27 protein-coding genes are annotated in these 25,706 nt (G+C 65.7%); 17 read left to right on the top strand and 10 right to left on the bottom strand.

The annotated features are described in order from the left end of the window. Positions 1–96: 96 nt before the first annotated feature. Both ACSFB7_RS29575 and ACSFB7_RS29570 read left to right on the top strand, forming a co-directional pair. Positions 97–1,407: an O-acetylhomoserine aminocarboxypropyltransferase gene (locus ACSFB7_RS29575; protein WP_435475892.1), complete on the top strand. Its 1,311-nt coding sequence runs from the start codon at positions 97–99 to the stop codon at positions 1,405–1,407. A gap of 1 nt (position 1,408) precedes the next feature. Next, the gene (locus tag ACSFB7_RS29570; protein ID WP_435475891.1) at positions 1,409–2,224 is read left to right on the top strand and encodes an alpha/beta fold hydrolase; all 816 of its coding nucleotides are present in this window, start codon (positions 1,409–1,411) and stop codon (positions 2,222–2,224) included. A gap of 24 nt (positions 2,225–2,248) precedes the next feature. Here the strand turns inward: ACSFB7_RS29570 and ACSFB7_RS29565 are convergent, their stop codons facing one another. From ACSFB7_RS29565 to ACSFB7_RS29555, 3 genes are read right to left on the bottom strand one after another with little or no spacing between them, the layout of a single operon-like run. Beyond that, a complete protein-coding gene (locus ACSFB7_RS29565) occupies positions 2,249–3,244 on the bottom strand; it encodes a Bug family tripartite tricarboxylate transporter substrate binding protein (RefSeq protein WP_435475890.1) in 996 nt (331 codons plus the stop codon). Between the two features lie 58 nt (positions 3,245–3,302). Beyond that, positions 3,303–3,965 carry an NAD-dependent epimerase/dehydratase family protein gene (locus ACSFB7_RS29560; RefSeq protein WP_435475889.1) on the bottom strand — a complete coding sequence of 221 codons (663 nt, stop codon included), beginning with the start codon at positions 3,963–3,965 and terminating at the stop codon, positions 3,303–3,305. Positions 3,966–3,979: 14 nt separating this feature from the next. Then, positions 3,980–4,366: a thioredoxin family protein gene (locus ACSFB7_RS29555; RefSeq protein ID WP_435475888.1), complete on the bottom strand. Its 387-nt coding sequence runs from the start codon at positions 4,364–4,366 to the stop codon at positions 3,980–3,982. Positions 4,367–4,468: 102 nt separating this feature from the next. Here ACSFB7_RS29555 and ACSFB7_RS29550 point away from each other — a divergent pair, with 102 nt between their 5' ends. Then, a complete protein-coding gene (locus tag ACSFB7_RS29550; RefSeq protein ID WP_435475887.1) occupies positions 4,469–4,807 on the top strand; it encodes an Mpo1-like protein in 339 nt (112 codons plus the stop codon). Between the two features lie 10 nt (positions 4,808–4,817). On the opposite strand, the gene ACSFB7_RS29545 is transcribed toward ACSFB7_RS29550, so the two are convergent. Then, entirely contained in the window at positions 4,818–6,029 is a 1,212-nt protein-coding gene (locus ACSFB7_RS29545; protein WP_435475886.1) for a YihY family inner membrane protein, read from the bottom strand. A 61-nt stretch (positions 6,030–6,090) separates the two neighbouring features. Here ACSFB7_RS29545 and ACSFB7_RS29540 point away from each other — a divergent pair, with 61 nt between their 5' ends. Together ACSFB7_RS29540 and ACSFB7_RS29535 are read left to right on the top strand one after the other, a co-directional pair. Continuing rightward, on the top strand, positions 6,091–6,498 hold the full coding sequence (locus ACSFB7_RS29540) for a DUF2069 domain-containing protein (RefSeq protein WP_435475885.1): 408 nt from the start codon (positions 6,091–6,093) through the stop codon (positions 6,496–6,498). Next, the gene (locus tag ACSFB7_RS29535; RefSeq protein WP_435475884.1) at positions 6,495–7,934 is read left to right on the top strand and encodes an FAD-binding oxidoreductase; all 1,440 of its coding nucleotides are present in this window, start codon (positions 6,495–6,497) and stop codon (positions 7,932–7,934) included. Before ACSFB7_RS29540 ends, ACSFB7_RS29535 begins: the two co-directional genes overlap by 4 nt. A 139-nt stretch (positions 7,935–8,073) precedes the next feature. On the opposite strand, the gene ACSFB7_RS29530 is transcribed toward ACSFB7_RS29535, so the two are convergent. From ACSFB7_RS29530 to nthA, 3 genes are read right to left on the bottom strand one after another with little or no spacing between them, the layout of a single operon-like run. Next, positions 8,074–8,427, bottom strand: coding sequence for a nitrile hydratase accessory protein (locus ACSFB7_RS29530; RefSeq protein ID WP_435475967.1), 354 nt, complete (start codon positions 8,425–8,427; stop codon positions 8,074–8,076). A 20-nt stretch (positions 8,428–8,447) separates the two neighbouring features. After that, the gene (gene nthB / locus ACSFB7_RS29525) at positions 8,448–9,116 is read right to left on the bottom strand and encodes a nitrile hydratase subunit beta (RefSeq protein WP_435475883.1); all 669 of its coding nucleotides are present in this window, start codon (positions 9,114–9,116) and stop codon (positions 8,448–8,450) included. After that, positions 9,113–9,772: a nitrile hydratase subunit alpha gene (nthA, locus tag ACSFB7_RS29520; RefSeq protein WP_435475882.1), complete on the bottom strand. Its 660-nt coding sequence runs from the start codon at positions 9,770–9,772 to the stop codon at positions 9,113–9,115. The genes nthB and nthA overlap by 4 nt, the downstream gene beginning before the upstream one ends. A gap of 74 nt (positions 9,773–9,846) precedes the next feature. Between nthA and ACSFB7_RS29515 the strand changes: the two genes are divergently transcribed. The 4 genes from ACSFB7_RS29515 (at position 9,847) to ACSFB7_RS29500 (ending at position 12,736) form a co-directional block, all read left to right on the top strand. Beyond that, positions 9,847–10,689 carry a thymidylate synthase gene (locus ACSFB7_RS29515; protein WP_435475881.1) on the top strand — a complete coding sequence of 281 codons (843 nt, stop codon included), beginning with the start codon at positions 9,847–9,849 and terminating at the stop codon, positions 10,687–10,689. Between the two features lie 5 nt (positions 10,690–10,694). After that, on the top strand, positions 10,695–11,216 hold the full coding sequence (locus ACSFB7_RS29510) for a dihydrofolate reductase (protein ID WP_435475880.1): 522 nt from the start codon (positions 10,695–10,697) through the stop codon (positions 11,214–11,216). Next, positions 11,213–12,343, top strand: a complete 1,131-nt coding sequence (locus ACSFB7_RS29505) for a phosphatidate phosphatase App1 family protein (RefSeq protein ID WP_435475879.1) — start codon at positions 11,213–11,215, stop codon at positions 12,341–12,343. The genes ACSFB7_RS29510 and ACSFB7_RS29505 overlap by 4 nt, the downstream gene beginning before the upstream one ends. A 153-nt stretch (positions 12,344–12,496) precedes the next feature. Then, positions 12,497–12,736 carry a hypothetical protein gene (locus ACSFB7_RS29500; protein WP_187108746.1) on the top strand — a complete coding sequence of 80 codons (240 nt, stop codon included), beginning with the start codon at positions 12,497–12,499 and terminating at the stop codon, positions 12,734–12,736. 23 nt (positions 12,737–12,759) lie between these two features. Here ACSFB7_RS29500 and gdhA read toward each other — a convergent pair whose 3' ends face one another. Next, on the bottom strand, positions 12,760–14,103 hold the full coding sequence (gene gdhA, locus ACSFB7_RS29495; RefSeq protein ID WP_435475878.1) for an NADP-specific glutamate dehydrogenase: 1,344 nt from the start codon (positions 14,101–14,103) through the stop codon (positions 12,760–12,762). 385 nt (positions 14,104–14,488) lie between these two features. Between gdhA and ACSFB7_RS29490 the strand changes: the two genes are divergently transcribed. From ACSFB7_RS29490 to ACSFB7_RS29475, 4 genes are all read left to right on the top strand, one after another. Then, positions 14,489–15,952: an AMP-binding protein gene (locus ACSFB7_RS29490; RefSeq protein WP_435475877.1), complete on the top strand. Its 1,464-nt coding sequence runs from the start codon at positions 14,489–14,491 to the stop codon at positions 15,950–15,952. A 46-nt stretch (positions 15,953–15,998) separates the two neighbouring features. Further along, the gene (locus tag ACSFB7_RS29485; RefSeq protein ID WP_435475876.1) at positions 15,999–16,997 is read left to right on the top strand and encodes an NAD(P)H-dependent flavin oxidoreductase; all 999 of its coding nucleotides are present in this window, start codon (positions 15,999–16,001) and stop codon (positions 16,995–16,997) included. 62 nt (positions 16,998–17,059) lie between these two features. Then, positions 17,060–18,481, top strand: a complete 1,422-nt coding sequence (locus tag ACSFB7_RS29480; RefSeq protein ID WP_435475875.1) for a carotenoid oxygenase family protein — start codon at positions 17,060–17,062, stop codon at positions 18,479–18,481. A gap of 77 nt (positions 18,482–18,558) precedes the next feature. Beyond that, positions 18,559–19,260, top strand: coding sequence for a TetR/AcrR family transcriptional regulator (locus ACSFB7_RS29475; protein WP_435475874.1), 702 nt, complete (start codon positions 18,559–18,561; stop codon positions 19,258–19,260). Between the two features lie 47 nt (positions 19,261–19,307). Here ACSFB7_RS29475 and ACSFB7_RS29470 read toward each other — a convergent pair whose 3' ends face one another. Then, the gene (locus ACSFB7_RS29470) at positions 19,308–21,845 is read right to left on the bottom strand and encodes a penicillin acylase family protein (RefSeq protein WP_435475873.1); all 2,538 of its coding nucleotides are present in this window, start codon (positions 21,843–21,845) and stop codon (positions 19,308–19,310) included. A gap of 234 nt (positions 21,846–22,079) precedes the next feature. Here ACSFB7_RS29470 and ACSFB7_RS29465 point away from each other — a divergent pair, with 234 nt between their 5' ends. From ACSFB7_RS29465 to ACSFB7_RS29455, 3 genes are all read left to right on the top strand, one after another. Beyond that, positions 22,080–22,289 (top strand): hypothetical protein, encoded by a 210-nt coding sequence (locus ACSFB7_RS29465; RefSeq protein ID WP_435475872.1) that lies wholly within the window; start codon positions 22,080–22,082, stop codon positions 22,287–22,289. A 384-nt stretch (positions 22,290–22,673) separates the two neighbouring features. Then, positions 22,674–23,942 (top strand): tyrosine-type recombinase/integrase, encoded by a 1,269-nt coding sequence (locus tag ACSFB7_RS29460; protein WP_435475871.1) that lies wholly within the window; start codon positions 22,674–22,676, stop codon positions 23,940–23,942. Positions 23,943–24,024: 82 nt separating this feature from the next. Continuing rightward, the gene (locus ACSFB7_RS29455) at positions 24,025–24,999 is read left to right on the top strand and encodes an IS1595 family transposase (RefSeq protein WP_435475870.1); all 975 of its coding nucleotides are present in this window, start codon (positions 24,025–24,027) and stop codon (positions 24,997–24,999) included. Here ACSFB7_RS29455 and ACSFB7_RS29450 read toward each other — a convergent pair. Next, entirely contained in the window at positions 24,994–25,206 is a 213-nt protein-coding gene (locus tag ACSFB7_RS29450) for a DUF6434 domain-containing protein (protein WP_435475869.1), read from the bottom strand. The two genes, ACSFB7_RS29455 and ACSFB7_RS29450, sit on opposite strands and share 6 nt — an antisense overlap. Positions 25,207–25,397: 191 nt before the next feature. On the opposite strand from ACSFB7_RS29450, the gene ACSFB7_RS29445 reads away from it, so the two are divergent. After that, the gene (locus ACSFB7_RS29445; RefSeq protein WP_435475868.1) at positions 25,398–25,697 is read left to right on the top strand and encodes a hypothetical protein; all 300 of its coding nucleotides are present in this window, start codon (positions 25,398–25,400) and stop codon (positions 25,695–25,697) included. Positions 25,698–25,706: the final 9 nt, after the last annotated feature.

Below are 25,706 nucleotides of genomic sequence, written 5' to 3'. Positions count from 1 at the left end.
ATAGCCCACAATCGACGCCGACCTGAACGCCCCTGTCGCGCACGCATGCTTTTGCAGGCGTAACGGGGCATTGCGAGAGACAACAGAAAGGCCCAAATGCCCGGTTATTCCGACCCCGGTTTCGACACCCTTGCGCTGCACGCCGGCGCCTCGCCCGACCCCGCCACCGGCGCGCGGGCGGTGCCGATCCACCTGACCACCTCCTTCGTCTTCGAGTCCAGCGACCACGCGGCGGCGCTCTTCAACCTGGAACGCGCGGGCCATGTGTATTCGCGCATCAGCAACCCGACCAACGCGGTGCTGGAGCAGCGCGTGTCGGCGCTCGAAGGCGGCATCGGCGCCATTGCCACCGCCAGCGGACAGGCGGCGCTGCACCTGTCGGTGGCCACGCTGATGGGCGCGGGCTCGCACATCGTGGCCAGCACGGCGCTGTACGGTGGCTCGCAGAACCTGCTGCACTACACGATGCGGCGCTTCGGCATCGAGACCACCTTCGTGAAGCCCGGCGACCTCGACGGCTGGCGCGCGGCGGTGCGGCCCGAAACCAAGCTCTTCTTCGGCGAGACCGTGGGCAACCCCGGGCTCGACGTGCTCGACATCCCGGCCGTGAGCGACATCGCCCACGAGGCCGGCGTGCCGCTGCTGGTCGACTCGACGCTCACCTCGCCCTACCTGATCAAGCCCTTCGACTGGGGTGCCGACCTGGTCTATCACTCGGCGACCAAGTTCCTGTCGGGCCACGGTACGGTGATCGGCGGCGTGGTGGTCGACGGCGGCAGCTTCGACTGGGAAAAGTCCGGCAAATTCGCCGAGCTGACGCAGGCCTACGACGGCTTCCACAACATGGTCTTCAGCGAGGAAAGCACCGTCGGCGCCTTCCTGCTGCGCGCCCGCCGCGAAGGACTGCGCGACTTCGGCGCCTCGATGAGCCCACACACGGCATGGCTGATCCTGCAGGGCATCGAGACGCTGCCGCTGCGCATGGAGCGGCACATCGGCAACACGCAGAAGGTGGTCGAATTCCTGGCCACGCATCCGTTCGTGTCGCGCGTGGGACATCCGCTGATCGAATCGCATCCGAGCCATGCGCTCGCGCAGAAGCTGTTGCGCCACGGCGCGCGTGGTGCCGGCGCGGTGTTCAGCTTCGACATCAAGGGCAGCCGCGCGCAGGGCAAGGCCTTCATCGAGGCGCTGAAGCTCTTCAGCCACCTGGCGAACGTGGGCGACTGCCGCAGCCTGGTGATCCACCCGGCCAGCACCACGCACTTCCGCATGACCGACGAGGCGTTGGCGGGGGCGGGCATTTCGCAAGGCACGATCCGCCTGTCGATCGGCCTCGAAGATCCGGCCGATCTGATCGACGACCTGAAGCGGGCGCTGAAGGCGGCGGAAAAGGCGGGGGCCTGAAATGAACTACACCGTCAACGGCCACAACACCTACTGCTACACCGCCGGCAAGCCCTTCGACGCGGCCAAGCCCACGGTCGTTTTCATCCACGGCGTGCTCAATGACCACAGCGTGTGGATCCTGCAAAGCCGCTGGTTCGCCAACCACGGCTGGAACGTGCTGGCGGTCGACCTGCCCGGCCATTGCAAGAGCGATGGCCCGCCACCCGCGAGCGTGGAAGAAGCGGCGCAGTTCGTCATCGCCCTGCTCGATGCGGCCGGCGTCGACAAGGCGGCGCTGATCGGCCACAGCTTCGGCTCGCTGATCGCGCTCGAAGCCGCCGCCCGCGCGCCGCAACGCGTGACGCACCTGGCGATGGTCGGCACGGCCTATCCGATGGTGGTGTCGCCCGCGCTGCTCGAAAGCTCGGTCAGCGATCCGCAACGCGCCATCGCGATGGTCAACACCTTCTCGCATTCGCTGATGGCACCGCCGCCCTCATCGCTGGGCCCCGGCACCTGGCTCTACGGCAGCTCGCGCGCGCTGATGCGCCGCGTGCTGGCGAGCAACCGCGAGCACAACGTGTTCCACATCGGCTTCAAGGCCTGCAACGACTACGCCAACGGCGACGCCGCGATGGAAGCGGTGCAATGCCCGGTGCTGTTCCTGCTGGGCGACGCCGACCAGATGACGCCGCCGCGCGCCATCAAGGCGCTGGCCGGCAAGGCACGGCGCGGCAAGGTGGTGACGGTGCATGCCGGGCATGCGCTGATGAGCGAAGCGCCCGACGAAGTGCTGTTCGCGCTGCGCGATTTCGTCAGCGCCCCTGCGGCCTGAAGTGGCCTGAGGCGGCCAACCGACCTATTCGGTGACGATGCCCGCGCGGTGGGCCAGCGCACGGTAGCGCGGAATCTCGCTGTCGATCTGGCGGCGAAATCCCGCCGCGCCGATGGCCACCGGCTCCATGCCCTGCGCGCGCAATTGCGCCTGCAGCGCGGGGTCGCACATCGTCGCGGTGATGGCGCGCGTCAATCTGGCGAGCACGGGCACCGGCGTGTGTGCCGGCGCGGCAAAGCCGTACCAGGCGTCGAAGCTGGCTTCGGGCAGCCCCTGCTCCGCCAGCGTCCGCACGCCAGGCAGCAGGCCGGAGCGCGCGGCGCCCACAATGCCGAGCGCCCTCAGCTTGCCTGAGCGCACAAGCGGCGCGACGGAGGCCACGGTGTCGATGCCCAGATCGACTTCCCTGCCGATCACCGCGATCAGTCCCTGGTTGCTGCCCCTGTACGGAATGTCCTGCAGCGCGATGCCCGCCGCCAGCGCGAACAGCTCGCCCGTGAAATGCGGGCCCGAGGCGTTGCCGAAGGTGGCGTAGCGGATGCGGCCGGGCCTGGCCCTGGCTTCGGCGATCAGTTCGGGCAGCGAGCGCCACGTCGTCGCACTGCCCACGACCAGCACCAGCGGCACGTGCGCAACGATGGCGATGGGCACGAGGTCGCGCGACGGGTTGTAGGAACTCGTGGCACGCAGCGCCGGGTTCACGCTGTAGCTGGTGGAACCCGACAGCAGCAGGGTGTAGCCGTCGGGCCTGGCCCGCGCCACGATGTCGGTGCCGATGACCGTGGACGCGCCGGGCCTGTTGTCGATGACGACGGGCTGCCCCAGCCGCTGCGACAAGGTTTCGCCGATCATCCGCGCCACGATGTCCGTGCCGCCGCCCGGTGAAAAGGGAACCACGAGGCGGATCGCCTGGCGCGGCCACGCATCCTCTGCAGCGGCCACGGCAGGAGCGGCCAGGACGGTTGAGGCACCAAGAAGAAGCTGGCGGCGAGAAACGTAGGCGTTGGCGAAGAATTTCATGGCGGATGGCGCGCAGTCAAGCCTCGCACAGCGGCCGGGTGCGCCCGAGAAAGCTCAGTCAGCGCAGCGCGTTGATGTCCGGCGTTTCGAGCAGCACCTTGGGGGCGCCGCGTCGCGCCACGATCAGCATGGCGCGGCCGACCTGCTCGGTGGTCGTCATCCTGTCGGGCCAGAGCCGGTAGGCCAGGCTGAGCAGCGGCGCGATGACGACATAGATGCCGTTGTACAGCGGCGTTTTGGAGCGTGCGCCGTTCAGCGGCTGGATGACGCCGGGGCGGAACATGTAGGCCGCCTTGAACGGCAGGCGCAGCAAGGCATTTTCGGTCGCGCCCTTCACGCGTGCCCACATGCTGCTGCCGCGCTCCGTGCTGTCGGTGCCGGCGCCCGTCACGTAGGTGAAGGTCATGCCCGGGTTGAGCTGCGCGAGCACCGTGGCGGCCGCGAGCGTCAGGTCGTAGGTGACGCGCTTGTAGTCGGGCTCCTTCATGCCGACGGACGACACGCCCAGGCAGAAGAAGCAGGCATCGAAACCCTTCAGCTCCGACTCGATGCCCGTGTAGTCGTACATGTCCTTGTGGACCAGCTCGTACAGCTTCGGATGCGTGTTCCCGGTGGCGCTGCGCCCGATCGTCACGACGCGCTCCACGTCGGGTGCGAGCAGGCACTCGCGCAGCACGCCCTGCCCCACCATGCCGGTGGCGCCAAAGATCAGGATGTTCATGGAGGAGGTTCCGGTCAGACCGTGAAGACGGTCGGCTTCTTGTTGAGCACGGCGAGCAGCAGGTCGACGTCGAAGCTCGACGGCTTGGGCTGCTGCAGCGCCGAGAGCATGCGCGAGAGCGTTTCGGCATGCGGCAGCAGCGGGCCCAGGAACCGCGTGCCGTCGGCACCGGCGACCAGCAGGGTCGGGAAGGTCTCGACATCGAAGGCATCGGCGATATCGGCGTGGTCCTCGATGTCGACCCAGGCAAAGCGGAACTGCGGATGCGCGCGCGCCACCTGCTCCAGCAGCGGCCGGTAGTCGCGGCAGGTGCCGCACCATTCGGCGCACAGGCACACGACCCAGGGCGCATCGCTGCCGGGCGATTCGGCGGATTCGAGGACGGCGGGAAGAGCGCTCAAGGCGGATGCGGCAAAGGTGTCAATGGAAGGCCGGGGTGGTGCGGCCGGAAGGTCGTGGCTATTATGGACAAAGCCCCTCCAGGGGCACAGGAGACTCGCACGATGAACACCACGACTGCCACGGGATCTGCCGTCGATCCGCGCCGTTTCAAGAGCTTTGCGGAGTTCTATCCGTTCTATCTGACCGAGCACGCCAACCGCACTTGCCGGCGGCTGCACTTCGCGGGCTCGACCTTGTCGCTGCTGTGCCTGGTGGCGTTGGTGGTCACGCTCAACCCCTGGTGGCTGCTGGCCGGGCTGCTGGCGGGCTACGGCTTTGCGTGGGTCGGGCACTTCGGCTTCGAGAAGAACAAGCCGGCGTCGTTCAAGCGGCCGCTCTATTCCTTCATGGGCGACTGGACGATGTACCGCGACATTTGGCTGGGCCGGGTCAAGATCTAGTTAGTTGCTACTAGATCAATAGCACGTCACCCAAGCGCAGCGTACGTAGTGGACCTTTTTGCCAGAGGTCTTCGAGCGGCTCGGCCTGCGGCATCAGCAGTTCCTTGAGCAGCGGTTCGATGGGCGTCGACGGGTCGGCCAGCAGCACGTAGCGCGGGTCCTGGTCGGCGGGCTCTTCGGCCAGCGGCGCGATCCAGTCGAGCGCCACCAATGTTTCGAGCACGGGCGCCAGTTGCAGCGCATCGACCCGCATGCGCGTCACCAGTTCGGTCGCGCCCATGCCCTTGGCCGGCGTGGCCCTTGCACGCGCCAGGTGCTGCAATGCTTCCATCGCCAGTTGCATCGGCCAGCCGGCAGCGCCGCCACGGCGCGCAACGCCCGTGAGCAGGCTCGGCAGGTACGCCGCGATCACCGCGCCCAGCAGCACGATCACCCAGGCCACGTAGATCCACACCAGCAGGATCGGGAAGGTGGCGAAGGCGCCGTACAGCACCGAGTAGGTCGGCACCAGGCTCAGGTAATAGGCCAGCACGCGCTTGGCGATCTCGATGGCGGCCGCCACGAAGATGCCGCCGGCCCACGCGTGCGACCAGCGCACGTTGGTGTTGGGCACGTAGTGATAGAGCGACGCCATGCCCGCCGCGAGCAGCACGAATTCGAGGCTGTCGAAGGCCAGCTTGACCATGGTGCCGCCCACCACGTCGCGCGAGGCCGAGAACACATAGGACGTGGTCGACAGGCTCACCGCCAGGATGATCGGCCCCAGCGTGATGGTGGCCCAGTAGATCAGCACCCGCTGCGCAAGAGGCCGTGGCGAGCGCACGCGCCAGATGTTGTTGAGCGTCTTGTCGATCGTGAGGATCAGCGCGATGGCCGTGATCAGCAGCACGATCAGGCCGGCGATGCCCAGCCCGCTGGCCTTGCTCGCGAACTGGTTCAGGTAGCCGAGCACCTGGCGCGCGATGTTGTCGGGAATCAGGCTTTCGATCAGCCAGCGCTGCAGGCGGCCCTGCATCTTGGCGAACATCGGGAACACGGTGAACAGCGCCAGCGCCACCGTGAAGAACGGCACCATCGCGATGGTGGTGGTGAAGGTCAGGCTGCTGGCCGTGAGCCCGAGCCGGTCTTCGCGAAAACGCTCGCCCAGCACCGCCGCGGTGTTGCGCCACGGAAAGCGCGAAAGATCCCTCCAAAGCTGCCTGCGATTCATGGCCGGTATCATGCCATCCGCCCTTTCATTGCCCCCTTTTCTGCCCACCGGGCGCCCTCCCTTGCCGCCCACCGTGTCCGCCACTCCACTCCCGCCCTCTTCCGTCCGCGCCACCCGATGGCTTGCAGTGGGCAGCCTCGTCGGCCTCATCGTGCTGGGCCTGGCCTGGGAGCTGTGGCTGGCACCGCTGCGTCCGGGCGGCTCGCTGCTCGCGCTCAAGGTGCTGCCGCTGGTGATTCCGCTGGCGGGGCTCTACAAGAACCGCATGTACACCTACCGCTGGGTCAGCCTGATGATCTGGCTCTATTTCACCGAAGGCGTGGTGCGCGCGTGGAGCGACACCAATGTCGTGGGGCAGATCCTCGCGCTCATCGAGGTGCTGCTGTGCCTCGTGCTCTTCGCCGCCTGCGCCTGGCATGTGCGCCTGCGCTTGCGCCATGCCAAAGACGCTGCCCGCCCCCTGGAGGCTCCCGCCCAATGACGACCACCACTTCTTCTTCCGCCGCCCTGATCGACCAACTGCGCGCCATCGTCGGCGCATCGCACGTCCTGAACGAGGGCGACCTGACCGCCTACGAGCAGGACTGGCGCAAGCGCTCGCGCGGCAAGTCGCTGGCCGTGGTGCGGCCGGCCAACACGCAGCAGGTGGCCGATGTGGTCAAGGCCTGCGCAGCGGCCGGCACGTCCATCGTGCCGCAAGGCGGCAACACCGGCCTGGCGGTCGGCTCCACGCCCGACGACAGCGGCACGCAGGTCGTGCTGAGCCTGCAGCGGCTGAACACCATCCGCGCCATCGACGCCGCCAACCTCACGATGACCGTCGAGGCCGGCTGCATCCTGCAAACGCTGCAGGAGACGGCCGAGAAAGCCGGCTACCTGTTCCCGCTGAGCCTGGCGGCCGAAGGCAGCTGCACCATCGGCGGCAATCTCGCGACCAACGCAGGCGGCACGCAGGTCGTGCGCTACGGCAACACGCGCGAGCTGTGCCTGGGGCTGGAAGTGGTCACGCCGCAGGGCGAGATCTGGGAAGGCACCAGCGGCTTGCGCAAGGACAACACCGGCTACGACCTGCGCGACCTGGTGATCGGCAGCGAAGGCACGCTGGGCATCATCACCGCCGCGACGATGAAGCTCTATCCACTGCCGGCCGCGCAGCTCACTGCCTGGGCGGCCGTGCCTTCGCTCGACCATGCGGTCACGCTGCTGGGCCTGGCGCACAAGCAACTGGGCTCGGGGCTCACCGGCTTCGAGGTGATGGGCAAGTTCGCATTGAGCCTGGTCGCCAAGCACATGCCGCAACTGCGCGTGCCCTTCGTCGACGATGCGGCCGTGCCCTACTGCGTGCTGCTGGAGAACTCCGACAACGAGTCCGAAGACCATGCACGCGCGCGCTTCGAGGCGCTGCTCGAAACCGCCTTCGAAGACGGCTGCGTGACCGATGCGGTGGTGGCCGAGAACCTCACGCAGGCGCACCAGCTCTGGCACATCCGCGAGAACATTCCGCTGGCGCAAGCCGAGGAAGGGCTGAACATCAAGCACGACATCTCGATCCCGGTGTCGCGCATCCCGGCCTTCGTGGCGGAAACCGACGCGCTGCTGGCACGCGAGATCGCCGGCGTGCGTCTCGTGAACTTCGGCCACCTGGGCGACGGCAACCTGCACTACAACGTGCAGGCGCCGGAGAACATCGACACCAAGGCCTTTCTGACGAACGAGGAAGAGCGCATCAACACGCTGGTGTACGACGCGGTCGAGAAGTTCGGAGGCTCGTTCTCGGCCGAACACGGCGTGGGTTCGCTGAAGGTCGACAAGCTTGAAAAGCACAAGTCGCCGGTGGCGATGGAGATGATGCGGGCGATCAAGCGCGGGCTCGATCCGAAGAACACGCTGAACCCGGGCCGCGTGATCCGCGTCTAGCTTTTGGTATTCCTCCCTCCCCTCCCGGGGGAGGGCCGGGGTGGGGGCACAGCGGCGTTCACCTCGAAACAGCCACCAATGCGGGGGCAGCCCCCATCCCAACCTTCCCCCAGCGGGGGAAGGAGCAAAACAAACCGGCTCAGTTCGGAAAGTCTTCGCCGCGCAGCTCGATCGGCTGCCCGTGCGGCGTGCGATCCGCCGCGTGGTCCCACGCATGGCGATAGCGCGCGAGTTCGTCACCAGAGCTGGCGCCCTTGTGCGCCACCAGATGTTCCAGCGCGGCGAGCCAGTGCCGGTAATAGGTCTCGCCAGTGTCCGGATCGCCAGCAGCCTGCGCGGCGGAAATCTGCGCGGCCAGTGCCTCGGCCCATTCGGCCCAGGTGAACAAGCCGCCTTCATGCAGCGCGAGCGTCATCGCGAAGGCCTGCGCTTCCCATGGCGCGTTGAACACCGGTCCATCGGCATCGCGGGGCATGCCGGGCGCCAGCGGCATCCGGTGGTCGTTATCGCCCTTCACGCGACCGCCTCCAGATAGCTTTCCCATGCATCGACGGACACCGAAAGGTTCTGGCGCGGCGCGTCGTCGCCCCACAACTCGGCTTCGTCGAAGACCACCGTGTACAGCCACTGCGGCTGCTCGCCCAGGCCCTGCGCGTTGGCATCGGCAAAAACGTGCGCGCCGTGCAGATGCACGATCACGCCCTGCTTGCCCTGCACATAGCTAGGCAGCCGTGTGTGATGGTCGACCTTGCCCAGATGCATGCGCACCGGCTGGCCCAAGGCAAAGCGCGCCGGGGCCGGCGCGGGGCGTTCGGTCGACGAGCCCTTGGCCAGAACGGCCGGCACGTTCGCGGCCTGCAGCACACGGGCGACGGGCGCCGCCGCGTGGCGCATCTCGCCCGACGCGATCTCGTCCGGAAATATCTGTCCGCGTTGCAGCATCAATTGTTCGAGCGCGCTGAGCCATATCTGGTAGTAGCTCAGATCGCGGTAGTCGGGCAGTGTCTCGCGCACCGCGCGGCTCGCATCGATGTTCCACGAGCCGGTCGCGCCCATGGCCAGCGTGAGCGCCAGTGCGCGCGACTCCCATGCGCCATGGAACAACTCGCCTTCGGGCTCGGGCGTCACCGGCCCGAAGCCCGGCTGACCGCCCAGGTCGGCCTTGGTGACGTAGTGGCTCATGCGGGGACCTCCTCTTTGGCAGGCACCTCGACCAGCCGCGTGCCGATCATCGAATCGCGCGACACCAGCGCGGCCAGTTCGTCTTCGGCCAGGCCGTCGGTGCCGGGCGGGCGCTGCGGAATCACGAGGTAGCGCACCTCGGCGGTCGAATCCCAAACGCGAATGCGCGTGGACTCGGTCAGCGCCACGCCGAAATCAGCCAGCACGCCGCGCGGGTCCTTGACGACCCGCGAGCGGTACGGCGCGCTCTTGTACCAGGTGGGCGGCAAACCCAGCACCGGCCAGGGGTAGCAACTGCACAGCGTGCAGACCACCATGTGGTGCAGTTCATCGGTGTTCTCGACCGCGACCATGTGCTCGCCCTGCCGCCCCGTGTAACCGAGCGAGGCAATGGCTGCCGTGGCATCGGCCAGCAGCCGTTCGCGAAAAGCCGGATCGACCCAGGCCCGCGCCACCACGCGCGCGCCGTTGCGCGGGCCGATGCGCGTCTGGTAGGTGTCGATCAGCGTATCGAGCGCGGCGGGGTCGATGTAGCCCTTTTGCGTCAGCACGCTTTCGAGAGCGCGGACCCGAAGGTCCATCTCGCCGAGTTCGCTGTGCTCGTGCGCGTGGCCATGGGCGTGTTCGTGGCCGTTCGTGGGGTGGTCTTGGCTCATGCCTGCCATGCTAAGCCCAGGCACTTAAAATTCGAAACACCCGGCCCCGACCCGCCAGACATCCCCCTCTTTCCATGACTTCCACGCCCACCCGCCCCGTCCGCTCCCAATACGAAGACTTCATGCGCCACGTGGACACCCACGGCGTGCACAAGAGCGACCGCACCGGCACGGGCACCAAGAGCGTGTTCGGCCACCAGATGCGCTTCGACCTGAACGAAGGCTTTCCGCTGGTGACCACGAAGAAGGTGCACCTGAAATCCATCATCCAGGAACTGCTGTGGTTCCTGACCGGTTCGAGCAACAACAACTGGCTCAAGGAACGCGGCGTCAGCATCTGGGACGAATGGGCGCGCGAAGACGGCGACCTGGGCCCCGTGTATGGCGTGCAATGGCGCAGTTGGCCCACGCCCGACGGCGGCCACATCGACCAGATCTCGGACGTCATCAAGACGCTGAAGACCAACCCCGATTCGCGCCGCATCATCGTGAGCGCCTGGAACGTGGCCGAGCTGTCGAAGATGGCGCTGATGCCCTGCCATGCCTTCTTCCAGTTCTATGTGGCACCGGCGCAGGCACCCGGCGAGCGCGGCAAGCTGAGCTGCCAGCTCTACCAGCGCAGCGCCGACATCTTCCTGGGCGTGCCCTTCAACATTGCCAGCTACGCCCTGCTCACGCACATGGTTGCGCAGCAGTGCGACCTGGATGTGGGCGACTTCATCTGGACCGGCGGCGACTGCCACATCTACAGCAACCACGCCGATCAGGTCGCGCTGCAACTGAGCCGCACGCCCTACCCCTACCCCACGCTGAACATCAAGCGCAAGCCGGCTTCGATCTTCGACTACCAGTACGAAGACTTCGAGGTGCTGGACTACCAGCACGGCGACCCGATCAAGGCGCCCGTGGCGGTGTGAACGGGATGAGCGCGCCCCGCATCAACCTCATCTATGCCCGTGCCGCCAACGGCGTGATCGGCGCGAACAACACCATCCCCTGGCATCTGCCGGAGGACATGGCGCACTTCAAGCAGCAGACCGCGGGTGCGCCTGTGATCATGGGCCGCAAGACCTGGGATTCGCTGCCGCCGCGCTTCCGGCCCCTGCCGGGCCGGCAGAACATCGTGGTCACGCGGCAGGCCGACTGGCGCGGCGAAGGCGCGCACCATGTGGGCAGCCTGCAGGAGGCACTGTCGCTCTGCACGCAACGGCAGGCGAGCGAGGTGTGGGTGATCGGCGGCGCGCAGATCTATGCCGAGGCCGAGCCCTTCGCACAACGCGCGGTCGTGACCGAGATCGCGCGCGACTACGAAGGCGACGCCCATGCGCCCGCGCTCGATGCCGACGCATGGCGCGAGACACAACGCGAATCGCATGTGTCGGCCAAGGAAGGCCTGCCCTTCAGCTTCGTGACCTACGAACGCATCGACACCACCCAGGCATGAGCGACGGCCCGCACCACCCACCGCCCCCGGCCCTGCGACGCCGGTCCCTGGTGGCTGGCGCGGCGCTGCTCGCCGGCCTTGCACCGCTGCAGGCCCTGCATGCCGCGGAACCGCTCGAGCCCGATGAAGAAGCGCTCTTCATGACGGGCACCGCACGCCCCACCGCCGATGGCCGGCTCGAAGTCGACGTTCATGCATGGATCTTCGAGCGCGAGCATCGCTGGGGGCTGAACACCGCCTTCGCGCGTTACCTCGGCCTGAGCCTGAAGAAGCTGTCGCCCGCCGCGCGACTGCGCTTCAACCAGCGCACCGCGCTGTTTCATGCCGAGTCCGAAGAAGGCAAGTTGATCGACATCGTTTTCGACGGCGTGCCGAACCGCACCGCGATGCCGCCCTCGGGCAAGGACGGCCGCAGCAACCTGCGCGTGGTGATCGATGCACCGCGCACCGCGGCCTCGCAGGAGTGGCAGCAGTTCCACGGCGTGACCGGCCCCGGCGAACTGCTGCATCGCTTCAAGGGCCAGGCGCTGGTCGTGCCCGCGCAAGGCGTGTCGATCATTTCGGACATCGACGACACCATCAAGCACACGCAGGTGCGCGACCGGCGCGAGATGCTGCTCAACACCTTCGCGCGCCGCTTCGAGGCCGCGCCCGGCATGGCGGCGTATTACCGCGCGTTGGCAAAGACGCCCGACACGCGCTTTCATTACCTGTCGGCCAGCCCGATCCAGCTCTATCCGGCGCTCTCGGATTTCATTCGCGCCGCGGACTTTCCCGCCGGCAGCATGCACCTGCGCGAGAGCACGACATGGCGCACGCTGATTCCCGGCGAAGAAGATTCGCGCGCGCACAAGCTCGGCGTGATCGAGCGGCTGTTCATCGAATTTCCGCAGCGCCGCTTCGTGCTGGTGGGCGACTCGGGCGAGGCCGATCCCGAGATCTATGCGCAAGTGATGCGCGCGCACGCAGGCCGCATCGACGGCATCGTGATCCGCGACGTGACCGGCGAAGGCCGGCTGTCGGATCGCTATCGCGCGACCTTCGAAGGCATCGATCCGGTGCTCTGGCACCTCCTGACGCCGGACACCACGGCATGGCCGATCCAACCCTCGCAACCAGCAAGGTAAAGCCAGAAACAAACTGGCACCTTCGTCTCTTCAATCGAGTGAAAAGAACACTTCGGTACACGCCGCGAAAGGCATGCGCGCCGCAGGGATTAAACGCGGCTAATTGTTTGTGCGCACAATGTCCGAACCGCCATCAAGACAAGGAGACGGACCATGTCCATGGAATTTCTTCGAGCTCTTTCCGAGCAGAAATTGCCATACGTCGTCCACACGCCCGCGGACATCGACAGGCTGCGCGTGCTGCGTGCGGCCGAGCTGGTGACTGCATTCATTCCGCCTTCGGACCGCACGCCCGATGCGCGCGCGATCCGTCAACTGGCCCAGGTGGAGTCGATCACCGCCAAGGGAAAACTGGCCTTGAACAAGGCCACCTCCGCGTTCATCGAACTCTGACCGGGCCTGCAAGAAAAAGCGCCTCAGACCACCCCTTGCGCCAGCATCGCATCGGCCACGCGCACGAAGCCCGCGATGTTCGCGCCATCGACGTAGCTCACGCTGCCGTCCTTGCGCGCGCCGTAGTGCAGGCAGGACTCGTGGATGCCCTGCATGATCTGCAGCAGGCGCGCATCGACCTCGTCGCGCGTCCATGACAGGCGCGCGGCGTTCTGGCTCATCTCCAGCCCTGAAGTCGCCACGCCACCCGCGTTGCTCGCCTTGCCGGGCGCATACAGCACGCCGTGGCCTTCAAGCACTTTCACGGCCTCCATGGTCGATGGCATGTTCGCGCCTTCGGCCATGCAGATCACGCCGTTCTTCACCAGCGTGCGCGCGTCTTCCTCGTTGAGTTCGTTCTGCGTGGCGCTTGGCAACGCGACATCGACCGGCACATGCCACGGCGTTGCGCCGGCCACGAAACGGGTGCCAGTGCGCTCGGCGTAGTCGCTCACGCGGCCGTAGAGGTGGTTCTTCACGTCCATCAGCACGGCCAGCTTTTCGGTGGTGAAGCCGTCCTCGTCGACCACGGTGCCGCTGGAGTCCGACACGGTGACCACCTTGGCACCCAGCGCCAGCGCCTTCTCGATCGTGTACTGCGCCACGTTGCCCGCGCCCGAGACGCTCACGCGCATGCCCTCGAAGCTGCGGCCCTTGCGCTTGAGCATTTCCTGCGCGAAGTAGACGTTGCCGTAGCCGGTGGCTTCGGGGCGGATCAGCGAGCCGCCGAAGCTCAGGCCCTTGCCGGTGAACACGCAGTCGGCGCGGTTGGTGAGCTTCTTGACCATGCCGGCCATGAAGCCGACTTCGCGCCCACCCACGCCCACGTCGCCCGCGGGCACGTCGGTGTCGGAGCCGATGTGGCGGAACAGTTCGCTCACGAAGGCCTGGCAGAAGCGCATCACCTCGCCCTGGCTCTTGCCCTTCGGGTCGAAGTCGGCGCCGCCCTTGCCGCCGCCCATGGGCAGCGTGGTCAGCGCGTTCTTGAAGGTCTGCTCGAAGGCCAGGAACTTGAGGATCGACAGGTTGACCGACGGATGGAAACGCATGCCGCCCTTGTACGGCCCGATGGCCAGGCTGTGCTGGATGCGAAAGCCGCGGTTGACCTGCACTTCGCCGTGGTCGTCGACCCAGGACACGCGGAACATGATCACGCGCTCGGGCTCCACGAGGCGTTCGAGCAGGCTGTGGGCCACGTATTTCGGGTGCTGCTCGATGTACGGCCAGAGGCTTTCCATCACTTCGGTCACGGCCTGCAGGTACTCGGGCTGTCCGGGGTTGCGTTGTGCGACATGTGCCAGGAACCCCCCGACGGATGCGTGCTTCATTCCAATCCTTTTTCCAAATCAGTGCATAACCTTATGAGGATCGTGCATTTTGCAGGATTGATGAACCAATTCGATCCCAAAAACCCCATTTCGGTGCGTTCAAAGAAATTCGTGTCGCAGTTCAGCCATTTTTTCGTCCGACCTCGAAAGAGCTGAGATTTGAATGGAAGAAGTGCTTATGCATTTCCCCTCCCACGAGGGCGCTCCTCCCTGTGCCATTGCATACGGAACATCTTCGCGTTCGACACGTTTCGATCACCAACTAGACAATGACTAGTTAAACCGCTTACGATCCGCCCATCGAAGCCGTCGTCGCAACGGCTCGCAACAGGAGACAAGATGATTCCAACGCTCTGGTTTGGCGGACGCGTACTCGCGCGACTGGATGAAGGCTGAAATAGACCGCGTGCTCGCCGGACTGCATGCGCTCGAGTGCAACGAAGGCACCACCATCGCGGCCATGCTGCGCAACGGGCCGGAGTACGTGGCGCTGGTGCTCGCATGCCGCCATGCGGGCCTCTATCTCGCATCGGTCAACTGGCACTTCAAGGCGCTGGAAGCCAACCACGTGCTGGTCGACAGCGGTGCCCGCGCGCTCTTCGTGCACCAGGACCTGCTGCCGCAGATCAGCGAAGGCCTGCCTGAGGGCGTGGCGGTCATCGCGGTGCCATGCGCCGACAGCGCCGCGCATCCTCCTCATCCTGCAGTGAGCTGGACCAACTTCGGCGCGGGCCTTCCCGCGATGCCTGCGCGCTCGGGGCTGTCGCACGGTGCGATTGCCTACACCTCCGGCACCACCGGCAAGCCCAAGGGCGTGCGCCGGATCTCCGCCCCCGAGAACCTGCGCGCCAGCATGGAGCGCGACCTGCAGCAGGTCACCGACATCGTCTACGGCACCGGCCCCGATGTCGTCGCGTACCTCTCGGCGCCGATCTATCACAGCGCGTCGATGACCTATCTTGCGCACATCTGCAAGCTGGGCGCCACGCTGGTACTCGAGCCCCGCTTCGATGCGGAGCGGGCCCTCTCGCTCATCGCGCAGCATCGCGTCACGCATGCCTACCTGGTGCCGACCATGTACCAGCGCCTGCTTGCCATGGCGCCGGCCGATCGCACGCGCCACGATCTGTCGTCGCTGCGGCAGATCGCGTCCACGGGATCGCCGTGTCCACCCGCGCTCAAGCAATCGATGATCGATTGGCTCGGGCCCATCATCACGGAGGCCTACGGATCGAGCGAGGCGGGCTACACGACCTTCATCGATGCCCATGCCTGGCAGACGCATCGCGGCTCCGCCGGCCGGCCGCTCCCGCACGCGCGGGTGCGCATCCTCGACGAACAGGGCCATGCAGTGCCAACGCGCGAGACGGGCCTGATCTACGTGCGCCAGCACGCCGCGCCCGACTTCACCTACATCAACCGGCCCGAGGCGCGCACGGCCATCGAGCGCGATGGCCTCATCACGCTGGGCGACATGGGCTACCTCGACGAGGAAGGCTTCCTCTACATCTGCGACCGCAAGTCCGACATGGTGATCTCTGGCGGCGTGAACATCTATCCCGCGGAGATCGAATCGGTTCTGCAGACCATGCCGGGCGTTGCGGATTGCGCCGTCTTCGGCATTCCCGATGCGGAGTTCGGCGAAGGGCTGGCCGCGGCTGTCCAGCCCCGGCCCGGCCACCGGATCGAGGCGGGCGAGGTCCAGTCTTTCCTGCGTGAGCGCATCGCCAACTACAAGGTGCCGCGCGTCGTGGAGATCCACGCATCGCTGCCGCGCGAGGACACCGGCAAGATTTTCAAGCGCCTGCTGCGTGATCCGCACTGGCAGAAAACAGCGCGCGCCATCTGAGGCCGCGCACCACCCACCCCATTCCAGTTCCCAAGGAGTTCCAAGCATGAGCCTTCCCCCCATCCTGTCGCAGCGCCTTCGCATTCCTGTGATGGCCTCGCCGCTGTTCATCATCTCCAATCCCGACCTCGTGATCGCGCAGTGCAAGGCCGGCATCGTCGGATCGTTTCCGGCATTGAACGCAAGGCCGGCCACCGCGCTGGCCGAGTGGCTCGATCGCATCACGAGCGAACTGCATGAGCACGATCTTCGCCATCCGGAGCGGCCTTCGGCGCCCTTCGCGGTCAACCAGATCGTGCACCGCTCGAACGACCGGCTCGACCATGACATGGAAGTGTGCGTGCGCTACAAGGTGCCGATCGTGATCACGTCGCTGGGTGCGCGCCCCGAGATCAACGACGCTGTGCACAGCTACGGCGGCATCGTGCTGCATGACGTGATCGACAACGCATTCGCGCACAAGGCGATAGAGAAAGGCGCCGACGGCCTGATCGCGGTCGCCGCCGGCGCGGGTGGCCATGCGGGCACCCAGTCGCCCTTTGCGCTCGTGCAGGAAATCCGCCAGTGGTTCGACGGTCCGCTGCTCCTGTCGGGCTCCATTGCCTCCGGCCGGTCGATCCTGTCGGCATTGGCGATGGGCGCGGACATGGCCTACATCGGCTCGGCCTTCATCGCGACGCAGGAAGCCAACGCCGTGGACGGCTACAAGAAGATGATCACGGAATGCGCGGCGCGCGACGTGATTCACACCAACCTCATCACCGGTGTCCACGGCAACTACCTGAAGCCTTCGCTGAAGGCGGCGGGGCTCGATCCCGAGAATCTGCCGACCAGCGATCCGTCGAAGATGAACTTCGGCTCGGACGGCCAGAAGCCCAAGGCATGGAAGGAAATCTGGGGCTGCGGACAGGGCATTGGCGTGCTGGGCGACATCCCGCATGCCGCCGACCTGATCGACCGCTTCGCCGACGAATACCACGCCGCGCGCAACGCCTTGCTGGACCGCACGTCCTCCGCGCGCGATCGCGTCGCAGAGCCCGCATAGGCCACATCGGCTTCGACCACGTCGCCACCGAGTTCCCACCCCAGAAGAACGGAGACACCCCCATGGCCCAGGCATTCCCCACCGACGATCCTTTCCTGTCCGGCTACTACGCCCCGCTTCATGCGGAGAGCGATGCGCCGAATCTGCCGATCACCGGCGAGATGCCGCCGGGCCTGCGCGGAACGCTTTACCGCAACGGACCCAACCCGCAGTTCGCTCCCCGTGGGCGCTACCACTGGTTCTCCGGCGACGGCATGCTGCATGCGTTCCACATCGACAACGGACGCGTGAGCTACCGCAACCGCTGGGTGCGCACGCCGAAATGGGCCATGGAAAACGAACACGGCGAGGGCATGACCGGATCGCTGGGCAGCAGGCACCTGAGCGACCCCCGGATATTGGAGTTGAACTCCACGGTGGCCAACACCAACGTCGTGTGGCACGGCGAGCGGCTGCTTGCACTCGAAGAGGTGCACGCCCCCTTCGAGGTGGACCCGGTGTCGCTGGAGCCGCGCGGCTATCACGACTTCGCGGGCAAGCTCTCCGGCCCGATGACGGCGCACCCGAAGATGGACCCGGTCACCGGCGAGATGGTCTTCTTCGGCTATGCCGCGCGCGGACCGTTCACGCCCGACCTGATGCTGCACGTGGTCGACCGCGCCGGGAAGCTGCAAAGCTCGATGCACATCGTGGCGCCCTTCCCCAGCATGGTTCACGACTTCGTGGTCACGCGCACGCACGTGCTGTTTCCGATCTTCCCGCTGACGGGATCGATGGAGCGCGTGCAAAGCGGACGCCCGGGCTATGCGTGGGAGCCCGACAAGGGCACGCACATCGGCATCGTTCCGCGCGACGGCACGGCGGCGGACGTTCGCTGGTTCACGGGAGACCCGAGCTATGTGTTCCATCCGATGAACGGGTTCGACACCGAAGACGGAAAGATCGTCTGCGACATGATGAAGTACGAGGTGGCGCCGCTCTTCCCGCTGCCCGACGGACGGCCCTCATCCGAGCGGCCGCCCACCGCGCGCCTCGTGCGCTGGACCTTCGACCTGGCCGGTGCGTCGAGAACCTACAAGGAGCAGCCGCTGGACGACCTGCCGGGCGAGTTTCCCCGCCTCGACGAGCGCTTCGCCATGCGCCCCTATAGGCACGGCTACTACTGCGCCTCGGCCGTCACCGAAGCCATCAAGGGGCGTCACTCCCGTGGCAGCCTGGCGCACATCGACCTGGCCAGCGGAGGCATCGTGCGCTGGCAGCCGCCCGAGGGCGACCATTGCGGCGAGCCCATCTTCGTGCCACGCCATGCCGATGCCGAGGAAGGCGACGGCTGGTTGCTGTCGGTCATCTGGCGCGGCGCGGACAACCGCAGCGACCTGGCGGTCTTCAACGCCACCGACCTCGCGGCAGGCCCCGTCGCGCTGGCCCACCTGTCGCACCGCGTGCCCGCAGGCTTCCACGGCAACTGGCGCGCGGAGGCCTGACCCAAGCTGTTTGCCGAACGGCAAAATGAGCGATTTGAAGTGACCCGGTGTCCATGGACACATCCATCGCTCGACCTATGACCAAACCGGCAGCAGCAAAACGCCCGTCGAGGGCTGCGCCCAAGCCCCCTCCAGCCGAGGGGAGCACCAAACCCGAAGGCCAGTGGCATCACGGCGACCTGCACGCGTCGCTCATTGCATGGGGCACCCACCTGCTCGACACGGAAGGCATCGCCGGCATGAGCATGCGCGCGGCGGCCCGGCTCGCCGGTGTGTCCCAGGGCGCACCCGCTCATCACTTCAAGGACAGGAACGGGCTGCTCGCAGCCATTGCGGCGCAGGCCTTTCGCGACATGGTGTCGCTGCGCATGACGCGCCTGGACTCGGTGGACGCCAACGATGGCCCGGCGCGGCTGCGCGCGGTGATCCTGGGATACGTCGAGTTCGCCCAGGCGCACCCTGCGCGCTTTCACCTGATGTTCAGCCCGCAGATCGTGCGCCGCGATCAGTACCCCGACCTGATGCAGGCCAGCGGTGCGTCCTTCCAATTGCTGAGGAACGCGATAGCCTTGATTCTTCCTGGCGCCCAGGTCGGAACGCTCAGCGAAGAAGAACTGGCATTCGCCGTCTGGGCGGCCACGCATGGCCTGGCCACACTGGCCGTGCAGGGCCGCAAGCTGCCGATATCGGCAACGCAGCGCCCCACCTCCAGCCAGTTGAGCGAGATCGTCGTGCAGTTCTGTTTGGCCGCTCTGCGCGGGCCCGCTGCGCCCGACTGAACCGGTTCGCGTCAGTCAGGCCGTGGGGCTCCGGTGCGCGCCCTTCGCTACTCCCGCACGGTCACGCTCCGGTACGCCGCATCTCCCGTGATCTCCCCCTCGGAGAACGGCAGTCGCAGCCATTGCTTGTTGCCGTAGGCCTGCGTGTAGTCCCCGAAGTGCGGCGAGGCCGGGTCTTCCGAGACCGAGTACGAGACCAGGGTGTGCGCCTCCACCCCGCCTTGCGGAAACCGGACGATCTGGAGGTAGCTGTTGCCATTGGCATTGGCGTCGCTGTCCATGTTGTAGCCGCCCTTGTCGAGCCGGTTGTTGGCGCAGATGTGGGTGAAGTAGCCATCCACGCAGCCGCCATACAGCGGAATCTTCACGCCGCCGCGCACGGTGAACAGGTAGTCGCCGCGCGCCGCATCCAACGGATAGGGGCTGGCCTTCACGCGCAGGACGGCCGCGCCAAAGGCCTGCTGCAGATCGGCGGCCGCCGAGGGCTTGACGCCGCGCGGCGTGTGCAGCGGATCGCTGGCGCTGAATGGCACCGCATAGAGGGCGTCGGCATCGAGCTGCGATGCCCTGCTCCAGAACTCGTCCCAGATGTGGGCACCGCGCGCGCCGATGTTGCCGGTGTTGCCCCATTGCCTGAGCACGTCGCACGCCTGCGCGGTGTCGACGTCGCGCGCAGAGGGAAAGACCCCTTCTCCCTGCGGATCTCCGATGACCGAGATCGTCGGCACGGCACAGACGATGTCCAGCATCTGGGTCTTGAAGACTTCGGCGTTGTAGGCGCGGCTGTTGAGCACCATCTGCTTGACCGTGTCGACCGTGGCCTTGTCGCCCGCATAGCCGTCCGTGCCTTCGAGTCGGTCCTGCGCAAGCCGGTTGCCGAGCTGCGTGCGGAAGCTGACGGGTGCGGTGCCCGCCGGTCCCATGATCGACGGGTAGCCCGTGAGTGGCGCCTTGGGGTTCGCGAGCCAGTAGCTGTCGTTCATGTTGGCCACATAGTCGTCGCGCCACAGGCTGGGCAGGCGCGACGGGCCGATGGCGCCGGGTTGCGCCGAATCGGGATCGCTCTTCCAGTCGCAGGCGCTGCGGGAACCGTCGAGCACGATGGGCGCGTCGGCCCCGCCGCCGAACAAGGCCGCAAGTGCGCGCCCTTCGTCGGTGCTGCACTGGACCATCTGCGTGTCGGACACGTTGGGCATCGCGCCCATGTCCGCATACCAGGCCTTGGCGCTGCCTCTGCCGACAGCGACCGTGTTGACCCATGGAACGGCCGCCTCCTCGCGCTGGACTGCAACCAGTTCGTCGAGTGACCTGGCCTGATTCCAGCGCAGCCAACTGCGCCACACGCGGTAGTTCTGGCTGTTGATGTCGCGCACGGCGAAGGCGATGGACCGGCTCCACGCGAGCGAAGGGTCGATGCCCGACAGGTCGACGAGCGGACCGTATGCCGACGTGTACAGCGTACGCGTGACTTGCGTCAGGCCGCCCGATGACTGCTTGACCGTCACCGTGATGGCCGTGGGCTGCATCTTCACGTTCTGGCCGTCGCGCACGTAGCTGGTCGCGTCGTCCTTGGCCAGTTGCAGCTGGTAGAGGCTGTAGCGCTTGGCGGTCGATACCGTGTGGCTCCACGCCACGTTGTCGTTGAAGCCCAGCAGCATCACGGGCACGCCCGGGAAGCTCGCGCCGCTGACGTTGAGCTGGCCCGGAACAGTGAGATGGGCCTGGTAGAGCCGATCGGGCCCGTGCCAGTACCAGTGCGGGTTGCCGAACAGCAAGGGGCTCGCGTCGCCGGTCGCGGTGGTGCCGAACCCGATCATGTTGCTGCCGATGCCTTTCTGGCCGCCGACCTGTATCGGCGGCAAGACCGCGCGCCGCGCAGTGGACGACGCGGCCTTCAGCGCGCCGGCGTTGCCCGATGCGAGCTTGGCGACTTGCGGCGACGGCGGTACCGCCGCGGCGATGCCGGAGACGAAATTGCTGTAGCCGCCCGCAAGGCCCGCGTGGTACATCCGCCGGTAGATGTCGTCGGGCGTGATGGGCGCAACCCAGGCTTCCTTGCCGCATGCCGCGTTTTCCGGACTGCCGGCCTTGATCTCCCGGACGTAGCGGTTGTAGCCCGCGGCAAAGCCCTCGACCAGCTTGTGCAGGGTGTCGGGCTGCGCCGCGCGCATCGCATCGAGCGTGTCGGCGGTGATCACATGCTTGTGGAAGAAGTCCGACTCCAGGTTCTGGGGCCGTCCGAGCGTGCCGGAGTAGACGCCCTGTGCATCCGCGCCGAAATAGCGCGACCTCTCTCCACGGTAGGTAAGGAACGAGTCGGCCAGCGTGCAGAGGCTGTCCTGGGCCTGCGCATAGCCGTAGCCATAGCCGACGCCCTCGAAGTTGTCCGCCTTGATGTGCGGCACGCCGAAGGCGGTGCGGCGGATCTCGGCCTTGTAGTTGTCCTGTGCGGGAGGGCTGACCGGGTTGCCACCGAAGACCGGCAGGAAGCCGGGGCCATCGCCGCCGCCCCCACCGCATGCCGTCAGGGCGATCAGGGTCAACAGGCAAAGCGGGCTTGCGCGCCGCCAGTGAGTACGTCTCATGTTGTTGTCTCCATTTGGATGTTCTTCGAGGCTCACAAGCAAAAATCTACTTTTCAGTAAATTTTCTACTCGCGGGTAATGTCCGCGTTCGCTCGACGGGGCGGGATAGGGACTTACCCCGGTCGCCGCCGGCCCGGCATTCGCTGCGGCGGACGAACGGCGAGGGGAAGATCCGCGATCGATGCGAAACTTTCCAGCGCTTGTCTGGCTCGCATCCGACCGGGAGAAAACTGCATGTCGAAACACAGCTTCGTGGACCACGTCTTTGACTGGTGCGTCAATTTCCTGATCCACTGGGCCAAGGTTCTTGGCATCACCTACAACGAGATCAACGTCTACGTCTTCTGCGTGCTGTGGCCGATCCTGACGCTGGTCCTGTGCTTTCTGGTGGTCTACCAGCGCACGACGATCCGGGCGCTGCGGGCGCGCCTTCCCGCTCGTTGAAGGGCGCGGACCACCGGATCACAAGTAACAGTCTGTCCGGATGCCCTCGAAGTGGGACCGGAGTCCGCCCAAAATACGGCCCAATCGAATCTGTAGCATCACCCGTGTGCGCCACGCCGCCTCCGGCCCGCGAACCATGCGGAACAGCGAAGATTTTTGGGGTCCGCCCCTGGATATCAGATAGATAAATTGCTTATGAAAATCGCAACTTGGAATCTTTATTGGTGATTCTCAATGTGTCAGGCCGTGCCAGCGATACCAGCAAGTCGTTGATTTTTCAGGTGAAATCGGTTCGCACTGAATCCTGATGTGTCACACTGGCGCGCGTTGGCTGGGTAGCTAGGTGGGTAGCTAGACCGCCTAGCTACCCATCCTCTCCAGACAATGGCCAAACTCAGTCACCTGCTATCCGACCTCCAGATCAAGCGCTGGATCGCCAAGGGCGCACTTGTCGCCAAATCTGATGGCGACGGCCTGACATTCACCCTGTCGAAGGGCGGGACTGCATCCTGGGTGCTTCGCTACCGTCAAGGCGGTGGCGCCCGTAAGGAAATGACCATCGGGAACTATCCCGACATCAGCCTTGCCGCCGCGCGTGAGGACGCTCGAGCACTTCGCGCCTCGATCGACAAAGGCGTTGACCCGGCCACTCAGAAGCAGGAGCGCAAGACCCGAGCGGCCGCTGCGTGGACTGTCTCTGAGCTGGTGGATGACTACCGCGAAAAGGTACTGCTCCCGAGCGACTTTGCGACCGGCACGATCTACTACCGCAACGCGGACATCGATCAAGTCGTCGTGCCAAAGCTCGGTGCGCGCCGCGTCGATCAAGTGACCAGCATGGACATCGTCACCGTGCTCAAGGACAGCAAGCGGTCATGGACGATGACCAAGCGCGCACTCACGACAGCGTCGAAGCTTTTCGACCATGCATGCGGTCTAACCATCGTGGCTGCCAACCCTTGCATGGGCATCAAGCTCACATCGCTCAAGGGACCGCGGCCACCAGTGCGCAAGCGCATCATGCTGGCCACTGACGAACTCAAGGCCCTGCTGTCTGGCATCGACTTCATTGGCCGCGAAAACGGGCTGGCGTTCCGCATCCTGCTCGTCACCTGCGTTCGTGGCGTCGAGCTGGTGAAGGCGAAAAAGGTGGACGTAGACCTGGACGCCGGCACCTGGTGGGTGCCTGACGACTCCGTGAAGACCCGTGCGGGTTTTTCGGTGCCGCTGCCGCCCGTGGTGGTGGAGTGGTTCCGAGAGCTGATCTCGGTGGCTGGCGATTCGCAGTGGGTGCTCCCCGCGCGTCGGATAGATCGAGTCATCAAGTTGGGCGATGTGCCTGTCGGCCGCACCACGCTCTGGGCGGCGTTCAATCGCGCCTTCGTTCGTGGCGCTATCGACATCCGCAGGTTCACCCCTCATGACACGCGCAGCACGGCCAAGGGGCACCTGCGCAACCTCGGCGTGTCGCGTGAGATTTCCGAGATCGCCCTCAATCACAAACTGAAGGGCATGGAGGGTATCTACGACGTGCGCGAAGAAATCCCCGAGCGCCGGCACGCTCTCGGTATCTGGGCCGACTTTCTGGTGACCTGCGAGACAGGCGAGCCGCCTCCGCCAAGAAACGTCTTTCCGCTGAAGCGTGTCGCCTGAAGGGGGAAGGGTCGAGGCCCAGCCGGATACTGTATATTTGTAAGGGGTATCCTCTTAGCTCCAGCAACTGCAGAACCACTGGATGGACATACAGATATTAGCGCCGATGGCAGCCAAGGACTACCCCCAGACCTGGAACGAATTCCTCGACTGGTTTTCCACCGAGGACGACTGCCTCGCCTATCTGGAGCGGCTGCGTTGGGGCGATGGGTTCGTCTGTCCGAAGTGCGGAAGCATTGGCGAGGCATACCGCGCCAGCCGCACCCGCCTGATGTGCCGTGCCTGCCAGCACCAGACGACAGTGACTGCCGGCACGATCTTCGACAAGACCCGCACGCCGCTGCGTGTGTGGCTGGCCGCAGCCTGGTATCTGACCAATCAGAAGCAAGGTGTCAGCGCCTTGGGACTGCAGCGCGTGCTCGGCTTGGGCAGCTACCAGACCGCCTGGACGATGCTGCACCGGTTCCGCCGCGCCATGGTTCGCCCCGGCCGGGATCAGCTCAAGGGCGTGATCGAGGTTGATGAGACCTACATGGCGCTGACCGACCGCGAGGACCCGCCCGTCAAGACCGGGCGCAAGCGCAGCACCTCGAAGCTGTTGGTCGCCGTGGCCGTCGAACTGCTGGAGCCCAAAGGGTTCGGCCGTATCCGGCTGCGTCGCATTCCCAAGGCTTCGGCGCAGTACCTGATTCCGTTCGTCCAAGAGAGCATCGAGCCCGGCGCCCAGGTGCGCACCGATGGTGCGGGCGCCTACAAGCCGCTGAAGGATCTAGGCTACGACCACCAGCGCACAGTGATGCTCGGCTCGGATGTGCCGGCACATGTGTCGATGGCCGGCGTCCACCGTGTGGCGGCCCTGGTCAAGCGGTGGATTCTGGGAACACACCACGGCTCGGTGCAGCCCGAACACCTGGACGCCTACCTGGATGAGTTCGTCTTTCGCTTCAACCGCCGAACCTCAGGCTCACGCGGCATGCTGTTCTACCGACTGCTCCAGCAGGCGGTGGTCACAGCCCCCGTGACCTACGTGGATGTAATCAGGGCGAACGACTCATAAGGGGCCATGCAACCTGCTCCACTCGTCTGCCACCTCACCCATGCTCTTGGGCGATCCGCTTTTGATCCAAGCCATGAATGATCGATCGAACTTGAACGCTTCACCACACTCTTGCGTTAGAAACCGACGAACGTTCTGGGTGTTCTTGTAAGCCGCGTCAATCTTAGTGGCCCGGTTGATGGAATCACTGTGCCAGTCAAATTTCATTGAATTGCCTCGTTCTAGGGGCTGCTGAGAACTACGCATGGCCGCTTGAGCCATCGGGAATTCTGAGCGTAGCGTTTCCTTGCTGTCGGCGCTAATATCTGTACGTCCATCCAGTATTCTCGCGGCTGCTGGAGCTAAGAGGATACCCCTTATATTTGTACAGTATGTTTTTCGCTGAGGTCACCCCGTTGATGAGCCAAGGCCTGCGCCTGAAGTTCGGGGAGCGCCCCCAGCCAATGCGTGTCACCGTCATGATTCGGGACTCCGACCGCGACAAGAACAATTCCGGCCGCAACCTGGTCGAGGCGATGCTGTTCGAGAACTGGGGCCTACCGCAAGCGAGGTCCGCTGGGCGAATCTCCGACCCCGTGATCCTTCCCTTCAAGGGCTCCGGCTTCCTTCTGTCAGGCATTGAGTTGGACTCGCATGCAGACGGAATTGCAGAGCACCGGCAGGTTTGGCTGGTGGTGCCGGTCGAACGCAGCAGCTAGTAGCCAACT

It is taken from the genome of Variovorax raffinosi (assembly GCF_051216615.1).
Lineage (GTDB): Bacteria > Pseudomonadota > Gammaproteobacteria > Burkholderiales > Burkholderiaceae_C > Variovorax.
Note: the sequence above shows the minus strand (reverse complement) of the source record. Positions and strands in the feature narration are given on the sequence as shown.

Bases quoted from the DNA above. Each gene is read 5' to 3' on its own strand.
- ACSFB7_RS29575 (WP_435475892.1), top strand. From the start codon at position 97: ATGCCCGGTTATTCCGACCCCGGTTTCGACACCCTTGCGCTGCACGCC.
- ACSFB7_RS29570 (WP_435475891.1), top strand. From the start codon at position 1,409: ATGAACTACACCGTCAACGGCCACAACACCTACTGCTACACCGCCGGC.
- ACSFB7_RS29565 (WP_435475890.1), bottom strand. From the start codon at position 3,244: ATGAAATTCTTCGCCAACGCCTACGTTTCTCGCCGCCAGCTTCTTCTT.
- ACSFB7_RS29560 (WP_435475889.1), bottom strand. From the start codon at position 3,965: ATGAACATCCTGATCTTTGGCGCCACCGGCATGGTGGGGCAGGGCGTG.
- ACSFB7_RS29550 (WP_435475887.1), top strand. From the start codon at position 4,469: ATGAACACCACGACTGCCACGGGATCTGCCGTCGATCCGCGCCGTTTC.
- ACSFB7_RS29545 (WP_435475886.1), bottom strand. From the start codon at position 6,029: ATGATACCGGCCATGAATCGCAGGCAGCTTTGGAGGGATCTTTCGCGC.
- ACSFB7_RS29535 (WP_435475884.1), top strand. From the start codon at position 6,495: ATGACGACCACCACTTCTTCTTCCGCCGCCCTGATCGACCAACTGCGC.
- ACSFB7_RS29530 (WP_435475967.1), bottom strand. From the start codon at position 8,427: ATGCCGCTGGCGCCCGGCATGCCCCGCGATGCCGATGGACCGGTGTTC.
- nthB (WP_435475883.1), bottom strand. From the start codon at position 9,116: ATGAGCCACTACGTCACCAAGGCCGACCTGGGCGGTCAGCCGGGCTTC.
- nthA (WP_435475882.1), bottom strand. From the start codon at position 9,772: ATGAGCCAAGACCACCCCACGAACGGCCACGAACACGCCCATGGCCAC.
- ACSFB7_RS29515 (WP_435475881.1), top strand. From the start codon at position 9,847: ATGACTTCCACGCCCACCCGCCCCGTCCGCTCCCAATACGAAGACTTC.
- ACSFB7_RS29510 (WP_435475880.1), top strand. From the start codon at position 10,695: ATGAGCGCGCCCCGCATCAACCTCATCTATGCCCGTGCCGCCAACGGC.
- ACSFB7_RS29505 (WP_435475879.1), top strand. From the start codon at position 11,213: ATGAGCGACGGCCCGCACCACCCACCGCCCCCGGCCCTGCGACGCCGG.
- ACSFB7_RS29500 (WP_187108746.1), top strand. From the start codon at position 12,497: ATGTCCATGGAATTTCTTCGAGCTCTTTCCGAGCAGAAATTGCCATAC.
- gdhA (WP_435475878.1), bottom strand. From the start codon at position 14,103: ATGAAGCACGCATCCGTCGGGGGGTTCCTGGCACATGTCGCACAACGC.
- ACSFB7_RS29490 (WP_435475877.1), top strand. From the start codon at position 14,489: ATGAAGGCTGAAATAGACCGCGTGCTCGCCGGACTGCATGCGCTCGAG.
- ACSFB7_RS29485 (WP_435475876.1), top strand. From the start codon at position 15,999: ATGAGCCTTCCCCCCATCCTGTCGCAGCGCCTTCGCATTCCTGTGATG.
- ACSFB7_RS29480 (WP_435475875.1), top strand. From the start codon at position 17,060: ATGGCCCAGGCATTCCCCACCGACGATCCTTTCCTGTCCGGCTACTAC.
- ACSFB7_RS29475 (WP_435475874.1), top strand. From the start codon at position 18,559: ATGACCAAACCGGCAGCAGCAAAACGCCCGTCGAGGGCTGCGCCCAAG.
- ACSFB7_RS29470 (WP_435475873.1), bottom strand. From the start codon at position 21,845: ATGAGACGTACTCACTGGCGGCGCGCAAGCCCGCTTTGCCTGTTGACC.
- ACSFB7_RS29465 (WP_435475872.1), top strand. From the start codon at position 22,080: ATGTCGAAACACAGCTTCGTGGACCACGTCTTTGACTGGTGCGTCAAT.
- ACSFB7_RS29460 (WP_435475871.1), top strand. From the start codon at position 22,674: ATGGCCAAACTCAGTCACCTGCTATCCGACCTCCAGATCAAGCGCTGG.
- ACSFB7_RS29455 (WP_435475870.1), top strand. From the start codon at position 24,025: ATGGACATACAGATATTAGCGCCGATGGCAGCCAAGGACTACCCCCAG.
- ACSFB7_RS29450 (WP_435475869.1), bottom strand. From the start codon at position 25,206: ATGAAATTTGACTGGCACAGTGATTCCATCAACCGGGCCACTAAGATT.
- ACSFB7_RS29445 (WP_435475868.1), top strand. From the start codon at position 25,398: ATGAGCCAAGGCCTGCGCCTGAAGTTCGGGGAGCGCCCCCAGCCAATG.